Raw genomic sequence first — 20,052 nt, forward strand, 5'->3', positions numbered from 1 at the left:
CGGACGGGGCGCCCCGGTCAGCTGCCGAGCAGGAAGCGGGTCAGCACCCGGGTGCCGAACTCAAGGCCGTCGACCGGCACGCGCTCGTCCACGCCGTGGAACAGCGACGTGAAGTCGAGCTCCGGCGGCAGGCGCAGCGGCGCGAAGCCGAAGTTGCGGATGCCGAGCAGTTGGAAGGACTTGGCGTCGGTACCCGCGGACAGCATGTACGGCAGCAGCCGCGCGCCGGGATCCTCGGCGCAGACGGCCGCCGTCATCGCGTCGACCAGCCGCCCGTCGAAGGTCGTCTCGACCGGCGGCAGCTTGTCCCAGTTGAGCTCGACGTCCGGCCCGAGCACCTCGGCCAGGGTCCGCTCGAACGCCTCCTCGCGCCCGGGCAGCATCCGCCCGTCCACGGTCGCCTCGGCCAGCGACGGCACCACGTTGGTCTTGTACCCGGCGTTGAACATCGTCACGTTGGCGGTGTCGCGCAGGGTGGCGCCGATGAGCCGGCCGACCGAGCCGAGCCGGGCGACCGCCGCCTCCGGGTCGTCGGGGTCGAACGGCACCCCGGTCAGCTCGGCGACGCCCTCGAGGAACTCGCGCACGGCGCCGGTGAGCACGACGGGGAACCGGTGCGCGTCGAGCCGGGCCACCGCGGCGGCGAGCTTGGCCACCGCGTTGTCGGTGTGCACCATGGAGCCGTGCCCGGCGGTGCCGCGCACCTTCAGCCGCAGCCACATGATGCCCTTCTGCGCGGTCTCGACGAGGTAGGCGCGCACCCCGTCCTGCAGCGTCAGCGAGAACCCGCCGACCTCGCTGATCGCCTCGGTGACGCCGTCGAAGAGCTCCGGGCGGTGCTGGACGAGCCAGCGGGCGCCCTGGAACCCGCCCGCCTCCTCGTCGGCGAGGAAGGCGAACACGATGTCGCGCGGCGGCACGGTGCCCTCGCGCTTGAACTGCCGGGCGACGGCGAGGCTCATGGCGACCATGTGCTTCATGTCGATCGCGCCGCGGCCCCAGACGTACCCGTCGCGGATCTCGCCGGAGAACGGGTGCACGCTCCACTCCGACGGGTCGGCCGGCACCACGTCGAGGTGGCCGTGGACGAGCAGCGCGCCGCGGCCGGGGTCGGCGCCGGCCAGCCGGGCGATGACGTTGCCGCGGCCCGGGCCCGACTCGACGTACACGGTCTCGTAGCCGGCCTCGGCCAGCTTCTCCGCGGCGTACTCGGCGGCGGCGCGCTCGCCGGCGAGGGTCGCCGGGTCGCCGGTGTTCGTCGTGTCGATGCGGATGAGGTCGCTGGTGAGGCCGGCCACCTCGTCCGCGGCGGAGATCGAAGTCACCGCCCCACCCTACTATTCCGATCGCGATCCCAAGGTTTTGAGGTGGGCGCGGGCGACTCGCGCCTCAGCGCCAGGGCACCTGCGGCGAGCGGTAGAAGTTGATCCCGGCCGCGGTCCACCGCGGGCCCTGCGCACCCAGCCGGCGGCGGAACGCGTCCCAGCCGTGGGTCGCGGCCGGGGACCAGCCGAGCTCGGCGATGGCCGGCAGCCGTGGGAACGCCATGTACTCGATGTCCGCCGACGTGCGGATCGTCTCGGTCCACAGTGGAGCCTCGACGCCGCGCACGGCCGACGCGGGGGCGCCGGCCAGGTAGTTGCCCGGGTCCCAGCCGTAGGCGTCCCTGACCTCGATCAGGGCGGCCCAGTCCTGGCCCAGCGGGGTGGCGTCGGTGTACTTCATGTCCAGGTACGCCAGGTTGGCCGGCGACAGCACGAGCCCCGTGCCACGGGCCGCGGCGGCGGCGACGGCCGGGTTGTCGTCGGTGGTGTCCCAGTACTGCGCCACCGTCGAGGGCAGCGGGAGTCCCCGGCCACGGTCGCGGCCGCCGGTCGCCGCCGGCGCCCTCGACGACGAGATCCCCCGCACCGTCGTTCCCGAACGGCCCGGCTCCCCAGGCACCCATCAGCCGCTCCCCAGCGGAACCCGGCTGGCGAACGCGGCAACAGTAGCGATTCGCTACGAGCCTCGTCTGCGGAACCGGGCCGCCCCGGGCCACATCGTCGGGTCCGCCGCGGTGATGCTTGGCTAGGCCGTGGCCCGCGACCGACCGTCTGCACCGGCGCCGCCGGCGGTGGGGCCCGAGGTGACCTGCCGCCGGTGCGCTACGCTCCGCCGGTGACCGGCCCCAACGACGCTCTCGCCGCCGTCCTCGAGCGCGGCCGGCCCGCAGACGAGGCCGACGCACTGCTCGCCGCGCTCGTCGACGGCGGCGTCTACGTGCCGTTCGACGAGCAGGGCTCGGTCGTCTTCATCAATGACGAGGACACCGGTCCGGTGCTGCCCGGCTATACCAGCGAGGCTTCCCGCGAGCGGTGGCTGCCCGGCGCGGCCGGGGCCGTGCTCTGCGACGCGCTGCGCCTGCTCGACATCTCCAAGCACACGGGCGTCGGGACGCTCGCCGTCTTCGCCGCCGAGCAGTGGGCGAAGGTCCCATTGGCCCTCGTCGCCGCGACCCTGCGCGAGCGGGGCGTCCGCACCCAGGGCAACCAGACGCTGCGGCTGACGTGGTCGACGCACCCGGTCGCCCTGGCGCTGCGAGGTGCGTTCGCGGCGCGGATCCTGGCGTACCCGTCGGTGCGGACCGTGTGGATCGCGCACGCTCGCTGGATCGAGTCCGGCAACGAGCACCTGATGGTGCAGATGGCGGTCGACGAGCAGGGGCGGTCCGCCGCGCAGGCGCTGCTGGAGGCGGTGCTGGCCGAGGATGTTCCGTTGGGCCCCGAGTCGCCGGGGCTCGCGCTGCGGGTGCTCGAGCCGCACGAGGCGGATCAGGCGGCCGAGCTCGACGGCCTGGCGCTGGACACCATCCGCGCCGACCACGCCGCGGGCCGCGTGCACGTCGTGTCCCGCGAGTTCGACTGAGCCGCGACGCCGGCACGGCGGTACCGGGCGACAAAGGCATGTGGCTCGGCAGCACCGACCTGTAGTCCGCGGAGTGAACCAGGTGCCGACCTCCTTGCGCGCGTTCGGCGCGAGCAGCTTCAGAAATGCAGCACCGGCAATCTTGGGCCGCCGGGTCACCGGTCCCCGGCTTGCTGGGCCGCACGCAGCTGTTCGCCGCGCAGGCCGACGCAGTCGTGGGCCCAGAACACGTCGGAGTACACGAACGTGCCGTGCATCCAGTCCTCGTACGCCGGCAGCCGGACCACCTGGAACGCGCCCGGTACGTTTCGCAGCGAAGGCGGGCGGAAGCCCAGCCGCTCGGCGTCGTCGAAGCCGCGCGGACCGTGATAGTCGGGCGCGCCCTCCAGGAACACCAGCGGCACGCCCTGGGCCTCGGCGGCGGACAGCGCGTGACCGATCAGCGCAGTACCGATCCCGGAGCGCTGAAACTCCGGCAGGACGCCCAGCGGCGACAGCGAGTACACGGCCACCAGACGCTCCAGCGCATCCAGCCGGCATCCGCTCAGCATCACATGCCCGACGACCCGATCCCCGTCGGTGTCGTCGACGGTGGCCACCAGCGACACCGGCGCCAGCGGCGCCGGTGCGGCCCGCAGCGCGTCGACTAGGTCCGGCACCCGGTCCGGATAGCCGAACGCGCGAGCGTGAAGCTCCCGCACCGCCGCGTGATCGCGTTCCTGCTCCGGCCGGTACCGCACCTCGTGTCCCGTCATGGCCGCCAGGTTAATCACCATGCCGCGTCGGTTCGAGGCAGTTTTCTGCTGGCCTGGGCGACGCCCGCGACGGCCAGGGCGGCAAGTGCCGCACCGCCGTCCCGGGCCACGTGCGACCAGGGGCCGGCGAGCGACTCGATGACGGTGATGAGCAGCAGGGCCGCGCCGACGGCCGAAGCGGCGTACCACACCAGCGTGGCGGCCCGCGGGTGCGGCCGGCGCAGCGGCAGGACCAGGACGACGCCGAGGAGCAGGGCCAGCGCCGCCGCATACGGGTTGGCCAGCGGCTCGACCAGGTTGTCCAGCAGGGTGCCGCTCGGCGGGTCGGTGCACGTGACCGTCGGCTGGACGATCGGCGACGCGCACACGTCGGCGAGGTCGGCGACGCCGAACCCGTCGCCCGCCCGGACGACGGCGTCGAACCCGTAGGCCACGGCGCGGCCGAGGAACGCGGCCAGGCCGTACGCGAGCCCGGCCAGGCCCAGCCCGGCGAGGACGAGCGGCACGATCCGCGGCGGCGCGGGGGCCGGCGGCGGGCCGAACCGGTCGACCGCCTCGCGCTGGGCCGCCACCGGGTCCAGCCCGCGGGACACGCCGTCGTCGGCCGCCGAGCGGAGATGGTCCTCGGCCTCGGCGAGCATCCGGCGGCCGCGCGCGCCGGTGCCGGCGGCCGCCGCCAGCGCCCCCGCGATCACCTCGTACGCACCGTCGCGGCCGGCGTCCTGCACACTGCCGAGGAGGTCCACCCCGTCGATGTTGTCGAACGCATCGGGGCCCCATGCCATCGTTGCCTCCTCACGCGCCTCGGGTGACGGCGCCGGGCGGCGCCGTCAACATCATGGGCGATATGACCAATCCGGAGCGGGAGCGGGCGGCCGGTTTCGGCCCCCCGGAGGATGGGCTCGCCGAGGCCAGCCCCTGGTACCTGTGGGGCCCTTACCTCAGCGAGCGGGCCTGGGGCACGGTCCGCGAGGACTACAGCGGCGGGGGCACGGCGTGGGAGGCGTTCCCCCACGACCACGCGCGTTCCCGGGCCTACCGATGGAGCGAGGACGGGCTCGGCGGCATCTGCGACGCCTCGCAGCGGCTGTGCTTCGCCCTGGCCCTGTGGAACGGGCAGGATCCCATCCTCAAGGAGCGCATCTTCGGGCTGACCGGCAACGAGGGCAACCACGGCGAGGACGCCAAGGAGTACTGGTGGTACCTCGACGCCGTGCCGAGCCACGCGTGGATGCGCTGGCGCTACCACTACCCCCAGCGCGCGTTCCCCTACGAGCAGCTGCTCGCCGAGAACCGCCGGCGGGGCCGCGAGGAGCCGGAGTACGAGCTGCTCGACACCGGCGTGTTCGACGACGACCGGTACTGGATCGTCGAGGCCGACTACGCCAAGGCCGACCCGCACGACGTACAGGTGCGGCTGCGCATCACCAACGCCGGACCCGAGGCGGCGGCGCTGCAGGTGCTGCCCACGATGTGGTACCGCAACACCTGGTCCTGGGAACCGGGCAGCGCGAAGCCGCGGCTCGCCCCCGCCGGGCCGGACGCCATCGGGGTGGAGCACGACGGGCTCGGGCCGCTGATGCTGCAGGCCGCGCCCGGGCCGGACGGGTTGCTTCCGCAGCAGGTGTACTGCGACAACGACACCAACGCCGAACGGCTCTTCGGGTCCCCGTCCGCCAGCCCCTACCCCAAGGACGGGATCAACGACCACGTCGTGCACGGCGCACCGACCGTCAACCCCGCGCGGGAGGGGACGAAGGCGGCGTTCTGGTACCGGCTGACCGTCGGCGCCGGCGAGACCGTCGAGCTGTCGCTGCGCCTCGCGCCGGAGCACCGCAAGAAGGCGTTCGGGCCCGGGTTCGAGCAGGTGCTGCGCGACCGCAAGGCGGAGGCCGACGCGTTCTACGCCGACCTCGCCCCCGAGGGCACGAGCGCCGAGGACGCCATGATCATGCGGCAGGGCTTCGCCGGCATGATCTGGGGCAAGCAGTTCTACCACTACGACGTCGACCGGTGGCTGCGCGGCGACCCGGGCCAGCCGGCCCCGCCGCCGGGGCGGCAGTCCGGGCGCAACGCCGGCTGGCGGCACCTCGACGCCGCCGACATCATGTCGATGCCCGATCCGTGGGAGTACCCCTGGTTCGCCGCCTGGGACTCCGCCTTCCACGCCGTCGCGCTCGCCCACCTCGACCCGGCGTTCGCGAAGTACCAGCTGATCCTGCTGTGCCGGGAATGGTTCCAGCACCCCAACGGGGCGATACCGGCCTACGAGTGGGCGTTCGAGGACCTCAACCCGCCGGTGCAGGCGTGGGCGGCGCTGCAGGTGTACGAGATCGACGGCCGCCGCGACAAGGCGTTCCTGACCCGGGTGTTCTCGAAGCTGGTGCTGAACTTCACGTGGTGGGTCAACCGCGAGGACGCCGACGGCAACAACCTCTTCGAGGGCGGGTTCCTCGGGCTGGACAACATCGGGCCGATCGACCGCTCCCACCTGCCGCCCGGCTACAGCCTCGAGCAGTCCGACGCGACGGCGTGGATGGCGTTCTACTGCCTGAACCTGCTGGAGATGGCGCGGGAGCTGGCCCAGCAGAACCCGGCGCTGGACGACCTCGTCATCAAGTTCCTCGAGCACTTCGCGCAGATCTCCGAGGCGATGGGGGCCCGGGACCTGTGGGACGAGCAGGACGGCTTCTACTACGACATGCTGCGCACGCCGGACGGCACCGGCGTGCCGCTGCGGGTGCGCTCGATGGTCGGCGTCATTCCGCTGTTCGCGACGAAGGCGCTGCGCGAGGAGGACTTCCAGCGCGTACGGCGGCTGTGCAAGAGCTTCGCGGACGTGCCCGAGCACCAGACCATCAGCGCGACCGGCGGCCAGCGGTACGTCGGCGTCGGGGTCGCCGCCCACGGCCGGGTCCGGCGGATCCTGCCGCACCTGTTCGACGAGAACAGCTTCCTGTCGCCGTACGGGCTGCGCGCCCTGTCGCGGTGGCACGCCGAGCACCCGTTCACCGTGCAGCTGCCGGACTGGACGGCGACCGTCGGCTACGAGCCGGCCGAGTCGACCACCGGCATGTTCGGCGGCAACTCGAACTGGCGCGGGCCGCTGTGGGTGCCGCTGAACTACCTCGTGCTGCGCACCCTCGAGGACTACGACGCCAACCTCGGCGACGGCGTGAAGATGGAGTACCCGACCGGGTCCGGCGAGATGCACAACGCCGGTGAGATCGCCGAGGACCTGCGGCAGCGGATGCTGTCGCTGTACCGCCGGGGAGCGGACGGCCGCCGCCCGGCCTTCGGCTGGGCCGACCGGTTCCAGCACGACCCGAACTGGCGGGACAACCTGCTGTTCTACGAGTACTTCCACGCCGACAACGGCGCCGGCCTGGGTGCGATGCACCAGACCGGCTGGACCGGCCTGCTGGCCGAGATGATCGCCCGGCCCACGGGCATGCGACGGGAGGACCGGCGTTGACCGCATTCGGACGGCAGGTCTGCGGCGACCTCGACGCCGCCGCGGCCCGCGAGTGGCTCGTCACCGACGGCCTCGGCGGCTACGCGATGGGCACCGTCGCCGACCTGCGCACCCGGCGGTACCACGGCCTGCTCGTGGTCGCCGAGCCCGGCGGCGCCGCGCGCCGGCTCGGCCTGGCCGCGCTCGACCCGGTGGTGCGCATCGGCGAGCGGGTGGTGCGCCTGGCCACCAACGAGTGGGCCGGCGGCACCGTCGACCCGGCCGGCCACGTGCACCTGGCGCAGTTCGGGATCGACGGCGGCGTGCCGTACTGGCGCTGGGACCTCGGCGACGTCGTGCTGCAGCGGGAGATCGCCATGGCGCACGGCCGCGCCGCCGCCGGCGTGGTCTTCACCCTGCTGCACGCGCCGCGCCCGGTGACGCTCGAGCTGACCCCGATGTGCACGTGGCGGGACGCCCACGGCGAGCGCACCGCGTTCGGCGAGCCGGCGGTGACCCCGGTCGCCGGCGGCTTCGAGTTCGAGGGCGCCTACCGCGTGGCCGGCCCGGACTGGCAGCCCGGCGGCGACTGGTACCGCGGCGTGTACGCCCGCGAGGAGGCGGCCCGGGGCCTGAACCCGACCGAGGACCTGTGGGCGGCCGGCCGGTTCGTCGCCGAGCTGGCCCCGGGCGGCACCGCCGAGGTGGTCGCGGACGCGGCGCCCTTGGACGGCCCGCTGCCCTCGGCGAAGGCTCTGGTCGTGGCGGCGCGCAAGCGGGCCCGCCGCCTCGCCCGCCTGGCCGGCGCCGGCGCCGCCGACCCCGCCGGCCGGCTGCTGGCGGTCGCCGCCGACCAGTTCGTCGTCGAAACCCCGACCGGCCCGTCGGCGGTGGCCGGGTACCCGTGGTTCGGCGAGTGGTCCCGCGACCTCATGACGTCGTTCGAGGGCCTGTTCCTGGCCACCGGCCGCCCGGACGAGGGCCGCGCGGTGCTGCTGCGGGCGGGCACGACGGTGTCCGAGGGCATGCTCGCCAACACGGCGGACACGGGCACCCTGGAGTACAACACGGCGGACGCGGCCCTGTGGTTCCTGCACGCGATCGGCCGCTACGCCGAGGCGACGGGCGACCTCGACACCGTGGCGGCGCTGGCCGGCCCGATGGACGAGATCCTGACCCACCACCGCGACGGCACCCGGTACGGCATCGCCGCCGACCCGGCCGACGGCCTGCTCACCCAGGGCAAGCCCGGCTTCGCGCTGACCTGGATGGACGCGCGCGTCGGCGGCCAGCCCGTCACCGAGCGGCACGGCAAGGCCGTCGAGCTCAACGCCCTGTGGATCAACGGCCTCGCCACGGCGGCCGCGTTGTTCGACCGCATCCGGCGGCGCAACGACTGGGCGGCCGCCGCCGATCGCGCCACCGCCTCCTTCCGGCGCCGCTTCGTGCGCCCGGACGCCGCCGGCCTCTTCGACGTGGTGGACGGTCCGGGCGGGGACGATGCGGCGGTACGCCCGAACCAGCTCCTGGCCGTCTCCCTGCCGTTCGGCCCGATCACCGACCCGGGCCCGGTCGAGGCCTGCCGGGCTTCCCTGCTGACCTCGGTCGGGCTGCGCACCCTGGCCCCCGGCGAGCCCGGCTACCAGGGGTCGCACCGCGGCGACCCGGCCCACCGCGACCGCGCCTACCACCAGGGCACGGTGTGGCCGTGGCTGATCGGCCCGTTCACCGACGCCTGCGTGCGGGTCGGCGCCGACACCACCGGCCTGCTCGACGGCCTCGAGCTGCACCTGGCGGAGTGGGGCCTGGGCTCGGTGTCGGAAACCCTGGACGGCGACGCCCCGCACGCCGCCACCGGCTGCCCGTTCCAGGCCTGGTCGGTCGCGGAGGTGATCCGCGCCCGCAAGGCCCTGCGCTGAGCGTTTCCGCCTATGGGGTCCCGCAGGCGGCTGACGCCGCCCGCTGGAACTCGGTGCGTGGCGTCGCCTGCGGTGGGGACGATTCGCCGGCCACCGTCCAGACCTGGTCCGGTTTCAGGGCCGTCAGGTCGGCCGGGGTGAAGGTGAAGTTGGGCGCCGAGTCCCGGGTCGAGCTCTCCAGCAACGAGTACAGCGACGTGAACAACCGATAGTCGTGGCCGGGCGTGAGCTCGGTGAAGTCGGCCGCGCTGTGCTTCTCCAGCGTCCAGCCGGGCGGCACGGCGAAGACGCGGACGGTCGTTGCCGGGTCCGCCGGGTCGCTGTCGACGGCGGTCCAGATCTTGTGCGCGCTGTTGTCGACGACGGTCACCTCGATCACGCGGGTGTGCTCGCACGGGGCGAGCAGGACGGTGGGGTGGCCATCGTCGAGGTACAGCGCCGCGACCGGCACGCTGCGCCGCGGGCGCTCGTCGTCGTGGTTGACGAGGTCGCCGCACGCGATGGCGGTCAGTGCCACCGCCGCGTACGCCCCGGCCCGAGCCCAGCCCGTCAGTCCGCTCATGATCGATGATCATGAGGCCGGCGGGGCGATGCGGCGAGCACGCCGGCATAACGATTGATCCAACTGGCAAATTATGGCAAGCGGTTGCCGCCCCTGTCGGCGCCGCCCTACCGTCGTGTCCATCGCCAGGCCCGCCAGCCTGCACGTGGCCCCTGAACAGCCGCAAACCGCCCGTCTCGGGCGGCACTGGCGCATGCCCTCACGACACTGGAGATGCCATGCGAACACCCCACCGTCCACATCGGCGGCTGCTGGCCGCCGCCGTTGCCGTGCTCGCCGCGCTCGGCACCTACGCGCTCGTCGCCCTCACCCCGCCGGCCGTCGCCGCCACCGCCTGCGGCACCACCAACCTCGCGCTCAACCGGCCGGCGACGGCGTCGTCGGCCGAGTCGGCCACCCTGTCGGCGGCCAAGGCCGTCGACGGCGACGCCAGCACCCGCTGGTCCAGCGCGCACGGCGTCGATCCACAGTGGATCCAGATCGACCTCGGCCAGAGCACGCAGATCTGCCAGGTCGTCCTGCAGTGGCAGCGCTCGTACGCCAAGGCCTACCGCATCGAGGTCTCCTCCGACGGCGTGAACGGCTGGACCCCGATCTACTCCACCACCACCGGCCCCGGCGGCACGGAGACCCTGGCCGTCAGCGGATCCGGCCGCTACATCCGCATGTACGGCACCACGCGCGCCACGCAGTACGGCTACTCGCTCTACGAGTTCTCCGTCTACAGTGGACCGGGCACCAGCCCGTCGTCGTCGCCGTCCACGTCGGCCTCGCCGTCGGGGCCGCCGCTGCCCGGCGGCGGCGACCTCGGCTCCAACGTCATCGTCTTCGACCCGTCGCAGTCCTCGACGACGATCCAGGCCAAGCTGGACCAGATCTTCACCCAGCAGGAGAAGAACCAGTTCGGCACCGAGCGCTACCAGTTCCTGTTCAAGCCGGGCTCCTACAGCGGCCTGAACGCGCAGATCGGCTTCTACACGTCGATCAACGGCCTCGGCCAGAACCCGCAGGACGTCCAGATCCACGGCGACATCACCGTCGACGCGGGCTGGATGCAGGGCAACGCCACCCAGAACTTCTGGCGCTCCGCCGAGAACCTGTCCCTCTACCCCGTCTCCGGCGTCGACCGCTGGGCCGTCGCCCAGGCCGCGCCCTTCCGCCGCATCGACGTGCACGGCGGCATGACCCTCGCCTCCCCCAACTGCGGCTGGGCCTCCGGCGGCTACATCGCCGACTCCCGGGTCAGCGGCACCATCAAGCCGTGCTCGCAGCAGCAGTGGTTCACCCGCGACAGCACCATCGGCGGCTGGCAGGGCGCGCTGTGGAACATGGTGTTCTCCGGCGTGCAGGGCGCTCCGGCCACCTCGTTCCCCTCGCCGGCGATCACGACCCTGGCCACCTCGCCGGTGACGCAGGAGAAGCCGTACCTGTACGCCGACGCCTCCGGCTACCGGGTCTTCGTGCCGTCGCTGCGCACCAACTCCAGCGGCGCCACGTGGACCAACGGCCAGACCCCCGGCACCTCGCTGTCGATCAACCAGTTCTACGTGGCGAAGCCGGGCGTGAGCGCGGCGACGCTGAACCAGGCCGTGGCGCAGGGCCTGAACCTGCTGTTCACCCCGGGCGTGTACCACCTCAACCAGACGGTGAACATCAACCGGGCCGGCACCGTGGTCCTCGGCCTCGGCTACGCCACCATCGTCGCGGACAACGGCGCGCTGCCGATGGCCGTCGGTGACGTCGACGGTGTCAAGATCGCCGGCCTGCTCTTCGACGCCGGCGCGACGAACTCCCCGGCCCTGCTGCAGGTCGGCCCGGCCGGCGCCTCCGCGAACCACGCGGGTGCCCCGAACCTGATCTCCGACGTGTTCCTGCGCGTCGGTGGTGCGGGCGCGGCGAAGGTCACCAACGCCCTCGTGGTCAACAACAACAACACCATCATCGACCACATCTGGTCGTGGCGGGCCGACCACGGCGACGGGGCGGGCTGGACGTCGAACCCGGCCGACACCGGCCTCATCGTCAACGGCCAGAACGTCACCGCCTACGGCCTGTTCGTCGAGCACTTCGAGAAGTACAACGTGATCTGGAACGGCAACGGCGGCAAGACCATCTTCTTCCAGAACGAGCTGCCGTACGACCCGCCGTCCGCCGCCGCCTGGTCCCACGACGGCATCACCGGCTACGCCGCCTACAAGGTGTCCAACAACGTCACCTCCCACGAAGCGTGGGGCATGGGCAGCTACTGCGTCTTCACCACCGACCCGTCCATCGCCGCCTACCACTCCTTCGAGGCGCCGGTGAGCGCCAACGTGAAGTTCCACGACATCCTGACCGTGTCGCTGGGCAAGGGCTCCATCACCCACGTCATCAACGACACCGGCGACGCGGCCCTGCCCGACCACGTCACCCCGCACACGGTCGTCAGCTATCCGTAGTCCACGAGGCGCGACAGGGCCGCGGACAACGGTTTCCGGCAACGCATCGGAAAGCTCACAACCGCTGGGCGCGGCCCGCCCGCCTTCGTACCGTCAACCGCTGTGCGGACCACAGTAAAGGTGCTCGCGGCGGCCTCCCCGGCCGTCGCGAGCACGCTTCTCACCCGGTTCCAGAAGGGCGGCATCGACGCCTTCAACGGCGCAACGCGGTGCCGCCTCCCGGTAGCCGGGGGCGAGGCAGCACCGCGTTGCGCCGATCCGTCCTACGGGCCGGCCACCTCCTTGGCGGCACGCTCACCGGATTCGACCGCGCCGTTGAGGTAGCCGAAGAACTCGATCGACGTGTGCTCGCCGGCGAAGTGGATGTTGCCCTCGCGGACGCCCTCGATCCCGAAGAAACTGGTGTACTGGCCGGTCCGTTGCGCCGAGTAGGCACCCTTCGTCCAAGGGTTGAGCGGCCACGCGTCGCGATAGGCCTTGCCGTTGTAGGCGGCGCTGATGCCGGGGTAGACGGGCTCCAGCTGGTTCAGCAACGCCGTCACCTGGGCGGCCGGCGCCGCACCGAACGCCGCACCCGTCCACGCCTGGGTCTGGCTACCGCCCGGGAACTCGCAGAGCACCCCGGTCGTTGTCGGCTGGTTGACGGTGTCGTCCCAGGCGCACTGGAAGCCGGTCATGTTGGTGTAGGTTGAGCCGCCGTAGCCCTGGGACACCCACGGCCGGGTGGTGAACTGGGCGTGGAGCTTGGCGTTGCTGCCCAGGTCGAACTGGTTGATCGAGCGCATCTTCACCGCCGAGAACCCGGCCTTGCTCAGGTCGCACTGGCGCAGCATGGTGAAGGGCAGGGCGAGGATCACCTTGTCGGACGTCACGTCGATGGACTTGTTGCCGGCCTGGAAGGTACAGGTGACGGAGCCGTTGGCGTTGGCCTTCAACGCCAGCAGCTTGCGGTCCAGGGTCACCGTGCCGGCCGGCAGCTGGTTGACCATGGCGGTGACGAGCTGGTCGTTGCCGCCGATGATGCTGTACTTCTCGTCGCCGCCGGTGAGCGGGTCGAGCGAGTTCGGTCCGTTCCAGCCGAGCAGGTAGATCAGGTTCAGGGCCGACTGCTGGTCCGGGTCGAGTCCGTACTCGGCGAGGACGTTGCTCTGCATCAGCTTGGCGAACCGGCTGGACAGTCCGCCCGGGATGTTCGCGTCGAGCCACTGGTTGACCGTCTGGTTGTCCAGCGCCCGCCCGGCCGCAGTGTAGCTGTTGTACGTCTGGGGATACGGCGCCGCTTGCTGCGCCGCCTTGAATGCCTGGTAGACCTGGCCCCAGTCGGCGTTCGCGGCACTGTAGGGGTAGTCCGCCCCGTCGATCCAGTACTTGTCGCCGCCGGGCGGCTGGTTGCCGGCGTACACGGCACGCAGGCTGAGCCCGAGGCTGCTGGCAAGGTTGCGAATGGTGTTGTGTTCGGTGTTGATGAACGCGCCGCCGTGCTCGACGACGACGCCGTCGTCGAAGAAGCCCCGCAGGGTGTAGCAGCGCCCGCCAACGCGGGTGTTGCCCTCGTAGACCGATGCGGTGATGCCCTTGACCTTGTACAGCCAGTGAGCGGCGCGGATGCCGGCGAGCCCCGCGCCCACGATCGTCACCGACGGGGCGGGGGACGGTGCGGCGGCAGCGGCGGCCGGGCGGGTGAGGGCGGCCGCCGAGGTGACGGCGGCGGCGCCGACGAGGGCGGCGCCGCCGAGCAGCTTGCGGCGGGACACGTTGGCGGCGTGCATGTCGAGGATCTCGTCGACCGGTATTCCGGTCCGTTCGGATCGATCGTGAGCGGCGAGCAGGGTACGTAGACGGCTGGTGAGTTGTGTACGACCTCTGGATCTCATGGCTGGCCTCCGGTCGCGGGCGCCTGAGCTTGACCTGGCCGACATTTAAATCCCGATGAAGTTACGGCGTCAAGGATTTCATCGATCCTCGCCCCACTTTCGTGAAGGTTCTGAACTTTGTTTCAGATCGATGACGCCCACCAGCGGGCCGCCACCAGCTCCGCTACCAGCGTCTCGGTCAGCAGTCGCACCCACGGGTCGTCGTCGCCGGGGTAGCGCACGACCGCCGCGGCGCCGACGACATCGGCGCCGACCGCGAGCACGGTGGCCGCCCGCTGCCGCAGCCAGTCCAACGCCGGCCCGTCGTAGCGCGAGCCGGGGAAGAGCAGCGCGCGGTAGTCGAGCGTCTTGGTGAGGTACACGTCGACGTGGGACCAGTCGCCCGTCTCGCATCCGGCGGCGGGGCGGCGGGGCCCCTCGCGGAGCATCAGGGCCGATTGCAGCGCCGAGGAGAGCCGCTCCGCCGGGGCGAGGGCGTAGACCCCGTGCGGTCCGTCCAGCAGGTCGCCGACGGTTGCCAGCCACTCGTCGCGGCGGGCGAGCAGATCCTCGGTGGCGTCGGCGGCGCGCCGCGCGAGGGCCGCGACGTCGGGCGCGGCGCCGCCCAGGCGGGCCACCAGCTCCAGCAGCAGCACCAGGGTGTGCTGGAACGTGCGGCAGGCGACCCCGCCCGCCTCGGTTCCGGCATGCATCGGTACGACGAGGTCGGCGACGCTCGCCAGCGGCGACTCGGGCGCGTTGGTCAACGCGACCAGCCGCGCCGATCCCTGATGGCGGCGCACGGCGTCGAGCGTCTCCTGACTGGTCCCGCTCGCCGAGATGGCGACCACGAGGGTCCGCGGTCCGGGCGGGTAGGAGGCGGCGGCCGACGCGTACTCGGCGACCGCGTCGACACCGGCCGCGCGCAGTCGCAGTGCCGCCATCTGCGCCGCGTACCGCGAGCTGCCCATGCCCAGCAGCAGCAACCGGTCGACGGGGCCGGGCAGCCCGGCCCACGCGTCGCCGGCGGTCAGGATCGAGGCCAGGTTGCGCAGCGAGGCCGGCTTGGCCTCCAGGTCGGCCAGGAACAGGCGCGGGTCCACGAGGGCTCCTTCGGGCTATTCGTACCGAGAGCTAGTCGTACCAGGAACGCAGCACGCCCATCGGCGCGTACCGCCAGCGGGGCAGGAAACGGGCGGCGTAGCACAGCTCGCGGCACTCCTGTTCGACCTCGAACGGCCGCAGCAGCCGCTCGTCGAGGAGGTCGGCCATGCCGCGCTCGTCGAGGGTGCGACGGTACGCGGCCAGGAGGTCGTCGGCGGCGCGCCGGCACCAGGCGGCCACGGCCGGCCGGTGCCGCCCCTCGGTCCGCCGATCGACGATCTGCCCGACGTGCAGCAGGCTCGTGCGCAGCTGCGCCACATCGCGGACCGCCGGCTCGCGTAACGCGCCGCCGGGGCCGGTGAGGCTCGGGTTGCCGTCGAAGTCGGTCACCGCGAGCCCGCCGCGCCATTTGAGGATCTGGCCGACATGCAGGTCGCCGTGCGGCTGCATGACGTACGCCCGGTCGACGTCCGCGGCCCGCGCGATGTCGGCCGCCAGCCGCTGGGCCCGGGCCGTGAACCAGCGCCCGTCGTCGTCCTCGGCGTCCGCCATGACCCGGCACGCCCGCTCGAGGACGGCCAGGCCGTCCGCCGCCCACGTCGATTGCCGCACCTCGGCAACGGGCGCCGGGAACACCTCCGACGGTGTGGCCAGGGCGCAGTGCAGCTCCGCGGCCAGCACCCCGATGTCCCCTGCGGCATCGGCCGGAGGGCCGCCGTCGAGCTGGTCGATCAGCGCGTCGACGCACCAGTCCCAGCCGTCGGCGGCGCCCGGGAGGAAGCCGGTCACGACGGCGGCGAGGCCGGCGTCGGGTCCGTCGCGGTAGAGCGCCGCGTAGGGTGTCGGCGTTCGCGTGAAGCCGGTGGCCACGAGCTGCGCCAGCAGATCCGGCGCGCGGTCGGGCGGCGGGCCGTCGTGCGTCGGCCGCATCCACTTCACCACGACGCGCTCGCCGACGACGACCGAGGTGTTCGTCTGGTCGACGGTGATCATCCGTTCCCCGAGCGGGCCGGGGGCGAGCGGAACGTATCGGCGCACGCGCAGGCCGTCCGGGGCGTCGCCGCCGGCGAGGGCCTCGACGAGCGCGGCCGAGGCGCCCGGCAGGATGGGGTCGATTGTTGAAGGCAAATTCAGTTTCCGACGTAAAAAGTCAGCTACAAGAGGCCGCATGAGTCTTGCGCATGTTGACACTCATTGCAACACTCCGGTTCACCTGTCTCGACCCCAGTCAGGAGTGCGGAGTGTTGTTGTTCAGCAGGACCCGTCGCGCCGTCGTCCCAGCGATCCTCGCCGCGGGTCTCGTCCTGGCCGCGGCCGCGTGCGGCGGCGGTGCCGACAACGCCGACGCCGCCGGCCCGGACACCCTCGACCCGAACGCGGACCTGAGCAAGCAGACGCTCACGGTCTCCAACTGGGACGGCTACATGCCACCGGCGCTGCCCGAGAAGTTCAAGGCGGCCAGAGGACCGGCGGTCACCGTCACCAAACACGCCACCAACGAAGAGATCATGGCGAAGCTGACCGCAGGCGGCGACAGCCACATCGACGTCGCCTTCGTCTCCGGCCAGTTCGCACAGGCCCTCAACGCGCAGGGCCTGCTCGAGCCGATCCACGCCGATCTCGTGCCCAACCTCAAGAACCTCTACCCCGAGGCCGGGCAGCTGGCCTACGACAAGGGCAACACCTTCTCCGTGCCATACACCTGGGGCACGACCGGGCTGTGCTACCGCACCGACCTGACCGGTTACACCCCGGACAGCTGGGACGACCTGCTCACGCCGAAGCCGCAGACGGCCAAGAAGGTGACCATGATGGCCACCGAGCGGTGGCTGATGCTGCCGGCCCAGAAGTCACTCAACTTCTCCGCGAACACCACCGACACCAGGGAGCTGGAGCAGGTGAAGCAGAAGCTGCTCGCGGCGAAGAAGACGCTGCTGGCCTACGACGACACGACCTTCGGTGACCGGCTCAAGTCCGGCGAGGCCGCGCTGGTCGAGTCGTGGGACGGCTGGTGCCCCACCGACGACCCGAGGATCAAGTTCGTGGTGCCCAAGGAGGGCAGCGACCTCTGGGTGGACACCATGGTCGTCCTGAAGACGTCGAAGAACAAGGAGGCCGCGCACGCCTTCATCAACTACATCCTCGACGCCGACAACCACCGCTGGGCCGCCGAGAACATCCTCTACAAGGTGCCCAACGCGGCCGCCATGGCCAAGGTCGACGCCACGGTGCTGGACACCCACCCGCAGCTGCGGATGACCCCGGCCGAGCTGCGCAAGAACGAGGTGCCGGTGGACCTCGGCGACGCCGCGCCGGCCTACACCCGCATCGCGACCGAGGTCTCGGCCGCATAGATGGCCACGGCTCGCACGTCGCGGCCGGCCGCCCGGCGGGAACGCATCGCCGGGCGGCTGGCCACGCTCGGTCCAGGACTGGGCTACCTGACCGTGTTCATGCTGGTACCGCTCGCGCTCGTGCTCGGCTACACCCTGTTTCACCGTGGCCGGTTCGGCGGGATCGTGTACGAGGTCACGGCGGACAACTACACCCGGGTCGCCGACGGGCTCTACCTCGGCGTCATCTGGACGTCGGTGAAGCTCGCCGGGATCACCACGCTGCTGGCGCTGCTGCTGGGCTACCCGACCGCGTACCTCATCGCGCGGCTCCCGCGGACCTGGCGGACGGTCGCGCTCGTGCTGGTGGTCCTGCCGTTCTGGACCAACTTCCTCATCCGCACGTACGCATGGATCATCCTGCTCAACAGCGAAGGCGTCATCAACCGGGCCCTGGCCGGGCTCGGGCTCATCGCGCGGCCGCTGGAGCTGCTCTACACCCAGGGTGCCGTCGTCGGCGGGCTGCTCTACGCCTACCTGCCGCTCATGGTGCTGCCGCTGTACTCGGCGATCGAGCGCCTGGACCCGCAGCTGCGCGAGGCCTCGGCGAACCTCGGCGCCCGCCCGGCGCGGACCTTCTGGTCGGTGACCCTGCCGCTGACCCTGCCGGGCGTGCTGACCGGCTGCGTCTTCGTGTTCGTGCCCAGCCTCGGCAACTTCGTCGTCCCCGAGCTGCTCGGCGGCGGCCGCACCGTGATGGTCGGCAACCTCATCCGCGATCAGTTCCTCAAGGCCCGCGACTGGCCGTTCGGCTCGACGCTGGCGCTCATCGTCATCGGCCTGCTCGTGCTGCTGCTCATGGCGCAGGCGTGGGCGGCCCGCCGGCTCAGCGACGGGGGAAACCGTGCGTAGGTTCAGCTGGCTGCACGTCCCGGCCGCGGTGACGTACCTGTTCCTGTACCTGCCGATCGCGGTCCTCGTGGTGATGTCCTTCAACGCCGCTGACACGCCGTACCGGCTGGACGGGTTCGGCACCGCCTGGTACGCCAAGCTGTTCGCCGACCGGGCCGTGCGCGAGGGGCTGGTGAACACGCTGCTCGTCGCCGCCGGCGCGACCGTCCTGTCGACGATCCTGGGCACCCTGCTCGCCGTCGGCCTCGCTCGCCACACCCGCTCGAAGGTGCTCGACGCGATCGCGCTGGCACCGGCGGTACTGCCCGACATCGTGGTCGCCATCGGCCTGCTCGCGTTCTACACCGCCGTGCAGTTCACGCTCGGCCGGCAATCCATCCTGCTCGCGCACGCCGTGTTCGGCACCGCGTTCGTCGCCGCCGTGGTGCGCACCCGCCTGGCACACGTCGACGGGTCGCTCGAGGAGGCGTCGCGCGATCTCGGCGCCACGTCGCTGCAGACCTTCGTGCGCATCACACTGCCGTCGCTCGCTCCGGGCATCGTCGCCGGGGCGCTGCTGGCCTTCACGCTGTCCCTCGACGAGTTCGTCATCGCATTCTTCACCGCGGGCCCGCGGGACCCGACGTTGCCGATCGTCATCTATTCCATGGTGCGCTTCGGCGTCACGCCCGAGATCAACGCGCTGGCCACGCTCCTGCTCGCGGTCAGCTTCACGTTCGTCCTCATCGCCCAACGCCTGTCCCGCCTTACGGAGTCGCTTTGACCGAGACCCTGGTTCGCATCGATGCCATCAGCCGCCGCTTCGGCGAGGTCCGCGCGCTGGAGCACGTGAGCCTCGAGATCCGCCAGGGCGAGTTCTTCGCGTTGCTGGGGCCGAGTGGCTGCGGCAAGACGACCCTGCTGCGGATTCTCGCCGGCTTCGAGCACCCGGACAGCGGGTCGGTGACCCTCGACGGCGCCGACCTGCTCGCCGTGCCGCCGCACCGGCGGCCGGTCAACCTCATGTTCCAGTCGTACGCGCTGTTCCCGCACATGAGCGTGGCAAAGAACATCGCGTACGGGCTGGAGCGCGAACGGCTGCCGAAGGCGGAGATCCGCGAACGGGTGGACGCCGTGCTCACCACCGTCGGCCTCACGGGCCTGGCCCGGCGCCGGCCGAACCAGCTCTCCGGCGGCCAGCGGCAGCGCGTCGCGCTGGCCCGCGCGATCGTGAAGCGCCCCCGGCTGCTGCTGCTCGACGAACCCCTCTCCGCGCTGGACAAGAAGGTGCGCGCCGAGATGCAGCTGGAGCTCAAACGGCTGCAGCACGAGGTGGGCATCACATTCGTGGTCGTCACACACGACCAGGAGGAGGCGATGTCGCTGGCCGACCGGATCGCCGTGCTCAGCGAGGGCCGGGTGCGCCAGATCGACGCGCCGGTGCCGCTGTACGAGCGCCCCGCCGACCTGTTCGTGGCGGACTTCATCGGGGCGAACAACCTCGTCACCGGGGTGGCCGCGGCCGACGGCCTGCACGTGCCCGGCGTCGGCGTGCTGCCCTGCCCGGTACCGGCGGACGCCGTCGGGGCGGGTGCGACTCTGGTGATACGCCCCGAACGCGTCCGGCTGGCCGCGGACGGCTCATCGGCCGGCGGGCTGGCCGGCGTGGTGCGAGACGTGACCTTCTTCGGCGGTACGACCAGGGTGGCGGTGCAGGTCACGGGCCTCGACCGGCCACTGCTGGCCACCGTCTCCGGCGCCACCACGGTCGCGGTCGGCGAGCAGACCCGGTTGGCCTGGTCGGTCGGCGACGCCATGCTGCTCGGGCCCGGCTGA

The 20,052-nt window shown here is 72.0% G+C and carries 15 protein-coding genes and 1 pseudogene; 8 read left to right on the forward strand and 8 right to left on the reverse strand.

Annotation, left to right across the window (positions count from 1 at the left end; all coding sequences use genetic code 11):
* Window positions 1–17: 17 nt before the first annotated feature.
* Together ACQEVU_RS27940 and ACQEVU_RS27945 are read right to left on the reverse strand one after the other, a co-directional pair.
* Window positions 18–1,325 (reverse strand): M20/M25/M40 family metallo-hydrolase, encoded by a 1,308-nt coding sequence (locus tag ACQEVU_RS27940; RefSeq protein ID WP_433328572.1) that lies wholly within the window; start codon window positions 1,323–1,325, stop codon window positions 18–20.
* A 64-nt stretch (window positions 1,326–1,389) separates the two neighbouring features.
* Window positions 1,390–1,830: pseudogene (locus tag ACQEVU_RS27945) on the reverse strand (family 20 glycosylhydrolase); the annotation flags it as partial.
* Between the two features lie 330 nt (window positions 1,831–2,160).
* Here ACQEVU_RS27945 and ACQEVU_RS27950 point away from each other — a divergent pair.
* Window positions 2,161–2,907: a hypothetical protein gene (locus tag ACQEVU_RS27950; RefSeq protein ID WP_433328574.1), complete on the forward strand. Its 747-nt coding sequence runs from the start codon at window positions 2,161–2,163 to the stop codon at window positions 2,905–2,907.
* Window positions 2,908–3,062: 155 nt separating this feature from the next.
* Here ACQEVU_RS27950 and ACQEVU_RS27955 read toward each other — a convergent pair whose 3' ends face one another.
* Window positions 3,063–3,662 (reverse strand): GNAT family N-acetyltransferase, encoded by a 600-nt coding sequence (locus tag ACQEVU_RS27955; RefSeq protein ID WP_433328576.1) that lies wholly within the window; start codon window positions 3,660–3,662, stop codon window positions 3,063–3,065.
* Window positions 3,663–3,676: 14 nt separating this feature from the next.
* Entirely contained in the window at window positions 3,677–4,447 is a 771-nt protein-coding gene (locus tag ACQEVU_RS27960) for a permease prefix domain 1-containing protein (protein WP_433328578.1), read from the reverse strand.
* A gap of 62 nt (window positions 4,448–4,509) precedes the next feature.
* Here ACQEVU_RS27960 and ACQEVU_RS27965 point away from each other — a divergent pair, with 62 nt between their 5' ends.
* Complete coding sequence (locus tag ACQEVU_RS27965) at window positions 4,510–7,137, forward strand: MGH1-like glycoside hydrolase domain-containing protein (protein WP_433328580.1); 2,628 nt, start codon at window positions 4,510–4,512, stop codon at window positions 7,135–7,137.
* Window positions 7,134–9,035 carry an amylo-alpha-1,6-glucosidase gene (locus ACQEVU_RS27970; protein WP_433328582.1) on the forward strand — a complete coding sequence of 634 codons (1,902 nt, stop codon included), beginning with the start codon at window positions 7,134–7,136 and terminating at the stop codon, window positions 9,033–9,035. The genes ACQEVU_RS27965 and ACQEVU_RS27970 overlap by 4 nt, the downstream gene beginning before the upstream one ends.
* A 10-nt stretch (window positions 9,036–9,045) precedes the next feature.
* Here the strand turns inward: ACQEVU_RS27970 and ACQEVU_RS27975 are convergent, their stop codons facing one another.
* Window positions 9,046–9,597: a hypothetical protein gene (locus ACQEVU_RS27975; protein WP_433328584.1), complete on the reverse strand. Its 552-nt coding sequence runs from the start codon at window positions 9,595–9,597 to the stop codon at window positions 9,046–9,048.
* Between the two features lie 218 nt (window positions 9,598–9,815).
* On the opposite strand from ACQEVU_RS27975, the gene ACQEVU_RS27980 reads away from it, so the two are divergent.
* Window positions 9,816–12,035, forward strand: a complete 2,220-nt coding sequence (locus ACQEVU_RS27980; RefSeq protein WP_433328586.1) for a discoidin domain-containing protein — start codon at window positions 9,816–9,818, stop codon at window positions 12,033–12,035.
* 263 nt (window positions 12,036–12,298) lie between these two features.
* Here the strand turns inward: ACQEVU_RS27980 and ACQEVU_RS27985 are convergent, their stop codons facing one another.
* The 3 genes from ACQEVU_RS27985 to ACQEVU_RS27995 all read right to left on the reverse strand — a co-directional run bounded on the left by ACQEVU_RS27985 (window position 12,299) and on the right by ACQEVU_RS27995 (window position 16,120).
* On the reverse strand, window positions 12,299–13,909 hold the full coding sequence (locus ACQEVU_RS27985) for a flavin monoamine oxidase family protein (RefSeq protein WP_433328588.1): 1,611 nt from the start codon (window positions 13,907–13,909) through the stop codon (window positions 12,299–12,301).
* Window positions 13,910–14,031: 122 nt separating this feature from the next.
* The gene (locus ACQEVU_RS27990) at window positions 14,032–14,991 is read right to left on the reverse strand and encodes an SIS domain-containing protein (RefSeq protein ID WP_433328590.1); all 960 of its coding nucleotides are present in this window, start codon (window positions 14,989–14,991) and stop codon (window positions 14,032–14,034) included.
* A 31-nt stretch (window positions 14,992–15,022) separates the two neighbouring features.
* A complete protein-coding gene (locus tag ACQEVU_RS27995; protein WP_433328592.1) occupies window positions 15,023–16,120 on the reverse strand; it encodes a hypothetical protein in 1,098 nt (365 codons plus the stop codon).
* A 113-nt stretch (window positions 16,121–16,233) separates the two neighbouring features.
* On the opposite strand from ACQEVU_RS27995, the gene ACQEVU_RS28000 reads away from it, so the two are divergent.
* Genes ACQEVU_RS28000 through ACQEVU_RS28015 form a run of 4 tightly spaced genes read left to right on the forward strand, consistent with a single transcriptional unit; the run spans window position 16,234 to window position 20,052 of the window.
* A complete protein-coding gene (locus ACQEVU_RS28000; RefSeq protein WP_433328594.1) occupies window positions 16,234–17,346 on the forward strand; it encodes a polyamine ABC transporter substrate-binding protein in 1,113 nt (370 codons plus the stop codon).
* On the forward strand, window positions 17,347–18,237 hold the full coding sequence (locus tag ACQEVU_RS28005; protein WP_433328596.1) for an ABC transporter permease: 891 nt from the start codon (window positions 17,347–17,349) through the stop codon (window positions 18,235–18,237).
* A complete protein-coding gene (locus ACQEVU_RS28010) occupies window positions 18,230–19,000 on the forward strand; it encodes an ABC transporter permease (RefSeq protein ID WP_433328598.1) in 771 nt (256 codons plus the stop codon). Before ACQEVU_RS28005 ends, ACQEVU_RS28010 begins: the two co-directional genes overlap by 8 nt.
* Window positions 18,997–20,052 (forward strand): ABC transporter ATP-binding protein, encoded by a 1,056-nt coding sequence (locus ACQEVU_RS28015; protein ID WP_433328600.1) that lies wholly within the window; start codon window positions 18,997–18,999, stop codon window positions 20,050–20,052. Before ACQEVU_RS28010 ends, ACQEVU_RS28015 begins: the two co-directional genes overlap by 4 nt.

The sequence above is a fragment of the Dactylosporangium sp. CA-139066 genome, from assembly GCF_050936175.1.
GTDB lineage: Bacteria > Actinomycetota > Actinomycetes > Mycobacteriales > Micromonosporaceae > Dactylosporangium.

Bases quoted from the DNA above. Each gene is read 5' to 3' on its own strand.
- ACQEVU_RS27955 (WP_433328576.1), bottom strand. From the start codon at position 3,662: ATGACGGGACACGAGGTGCGGTACCGGCCGGAGCAGGAACGCGATCAC.
- ACQEVU_RS27960 (WP_433328578.1), bottom strand. From the start codon at position 4,447: ATGGCATGGGGCCCCGATGCGTTCGACAACATCGACGGGGTGGACCTC.
- ACQEVU_RS27965 (WP_433328580.1), top strand. From the start codon at position 4,510: ATGACCAATCCGGAGCGGGAGCGGGCGGCCGGTTTCGGCCCCCCGGAG.
- ACQEVU_RS27975 (WP_433328584.1), bottom strand. From the start codon at position 9,597: ATGAGCGGACTGACGGGCTGGGCTCGGGCCGGGGCGTACGCGGCGGTG.
- ACQEVU_RS27980 (WP_433328586.1), top strand. From the start codon at position 9,816: ATGCGAACACCCCACCGTCCACATCGGCGGCTGCTGGCCGCCGCCGTT.
- ACQEVU_RS27985 (WP_433328588.1), bottom strand. From the start codon at position 13,909: ATGAGATCCAGAGGTCGTACACAACTCACCAGCCGTCTACGTACCCTG.
- ACQEVU_RS28005 (WP_433328596.1), top strand. From the start codon at position 17,347: ATGGCCACGGCTCGCACGTCGCGGCCGGCCGCCCGGCGGGAACGCATC.